At 69.3% G+C, this 1,569-nt stretch carries 2 protein-coding genes and 1 pseudogene; 1 reads left to right on the top strand and 2 read right to left on the bottom strand.

Annotated elements, in window-relative coordinates:
* The first annotated feature begins 57 nt into the window (after window positions 1–57).
* Window positions 58–537 (top strand): gamma-glutamylcyclotransferase, encoded by a 480-nt coding sequence (locus A9X05_RS25105; RefSeq protein ID WP_067757370.1) that lies wholly within the window; start codon window positions 58–60, stop codon window positions 535–537.
* On the opposite strand, the pseudogene A9X05_RS30135 reads toward A9X05_RS25105, so the two are convergent.
* Both A9X05_RS30135 and A9X05_RS25100 read right to left on the bottom strand, forming a co-directional pair.
* A pseudogene (locus A9X05_RS30135) lies at window positions 536–943 on the bottom strand (alpha/beta hydrolase); the annotation flags it as partial. The gene A9X05_RS25105 and the pseudogene A9X05_RS30135 overlap by 2 nt on opposite strands.
* An 89-nt stretch (window positions 944–1,032) precedes the next feature.
* A complete protein-coding gene (locus A9X05_RS25100; protein WP_067757370.1) occupies window positions 1,033–1,512 on the bottom strand; it encodes a gamma-glutamylcyclotransferase in 480 nt (159 codons plus the stop codon).
* Window positions 1,513–1,569: the final 57 nt, after the last annotated feature.

Raw genomic sequence — 1,569 nt, 5'->3', positions numbered from 1 at the left:
GCGCGGCGAAACGCTTGGGAGAAGACCGCTCGTGCGGGTGACGTCTAAGATTTCCCCGTGCCGCTCTACGCCGCCTACGGGTCGAACATGGATCCTGAGCAGATGCTCAAGCGGGCACCCCATTCCCCGATGGCCGGAACCGGCTGGCTGCACGGCTGGCGCCTGACGTTCGGCGGCGAGGACATCGGCTGGGAAGGCGCGCTGGCCACGGTGGTCGAAGACCCGACCTCCAAGGTGTTCGTCGTCCTCTACGACATGACCCCGGCCGACGAGAACAACCTCGACCGGTGGGAGGGCTCGGAGTTCGGCGTCCACAAGAAGATCCGCTGCCGGGTGGAACGCATCTCGTCGGACACCAGCACCGACCCCGTGCTGGCCTGGCTGTACGTGCTCGACGCCTGGGAGGGCGGCCTGCCCTCGGCGCGATACCTGGGCGTGATGGCTGACGCCGCCGAAATCGCCGGAGCCCCAAGCGATTACGTGCACAACCTGCGCACCAGACCGGCCCACAACATCGGCCCGGGAACGGGCTCCTAGGGCCCGTGTCGATTCTCTCCAGCGCCAGCCGTGCTGCCGCGGCACTGAGGTTGCCGCCCGCGCTTTGGCCCCCGACGCACAGCCGGCCGCCGTCCCAATCGCGGCCGGGGTCGGCCGCCCAGCGGACGACGTCGTAGACCTGGTGTGGCGCCGCCGGGAAGCGGTGCCGCGGCGCCAGCACGTAGTCGGGATTGATCACCACCACGCCTGCGTTGGCGGCCAGGTACCGGCACCAGGGATCGTCCTGTTCGGGGTGCCCGACCACGAAGCCCCCGCCGTGCACGTTGACGTAGACCGCCTGGTTCGCCGTGCCGGCCGGCGGGTGGTAGACGGTTGCCGGTACGGGGCCGTGCCGGGCGGGGATGGTGACCTCGGTGGTCCGGCCGCGGAATTCGGGGAATCGCACGGCGGCCTTGGGGGCCGGGTTCACGACGGCGGCGAAAGTGCGGGCCAGTGCGTCGGCGACGACTGGTCTGGAGAGAATCGACACGGGCCCTAGGAGCCCGTTCCCGGGCCGATGTTGTGGGCCGGTCTGGTGCGCAGGTTGTGCACGTAATCGCTTGGGGCTCCGGCGATTTCGGCGGCGTCAGCCATCACGCCCAGGTATCGCGCCGAGGGCAGGCCGCCCTCCCAGGCGTCGAGCACGTACAGCCAGGCCAGCACGGGGTCGGTGCTGGTGTCCGACGAGATGCGTTCCACCCGGCAGCGGATCTTCTTGTGGACGCCGAACTCCGAGCCCTCCCACCGGTCGAGGTTGTTCTCGTCGGCCGGGGTCATGTCGTAGAGGACGACGAACACCTTGGAGGTCGGGTCTTCGACCACCGTGGCCAGCGCGCCTTCCCAGCCGATGTCCTCGCCGCCGAACGTCAGGCGCCAGCCGTGCAGCCAGCCGGTTCCGGCCATCGGGGAATGGGGTGCCCGCTTGAGCATCTGCTCAGGATCCATGTTCGACCCGTAGGCGGCGTAGAGCGGCACGGGGAAATCTTAGACGTCACCCGCACGAGCGGTCTTCTCCCAAGCGTTTCGCCGCGC

Source organism: Mycobacterium sp. E3298, assembly GCF_001666895.1.
Classification (GTDB): domain Bacteria; phylum Actinomycetota; class Actinomycetes; order Mycobacteriales; family Mycobacteriaceae; genus Mycobacterium.
The sequence above is the reverse complement of the archived record's forward strand: the minus strand, read 5'-3'. Positions and strand labels throughout refer to the sequence as shown.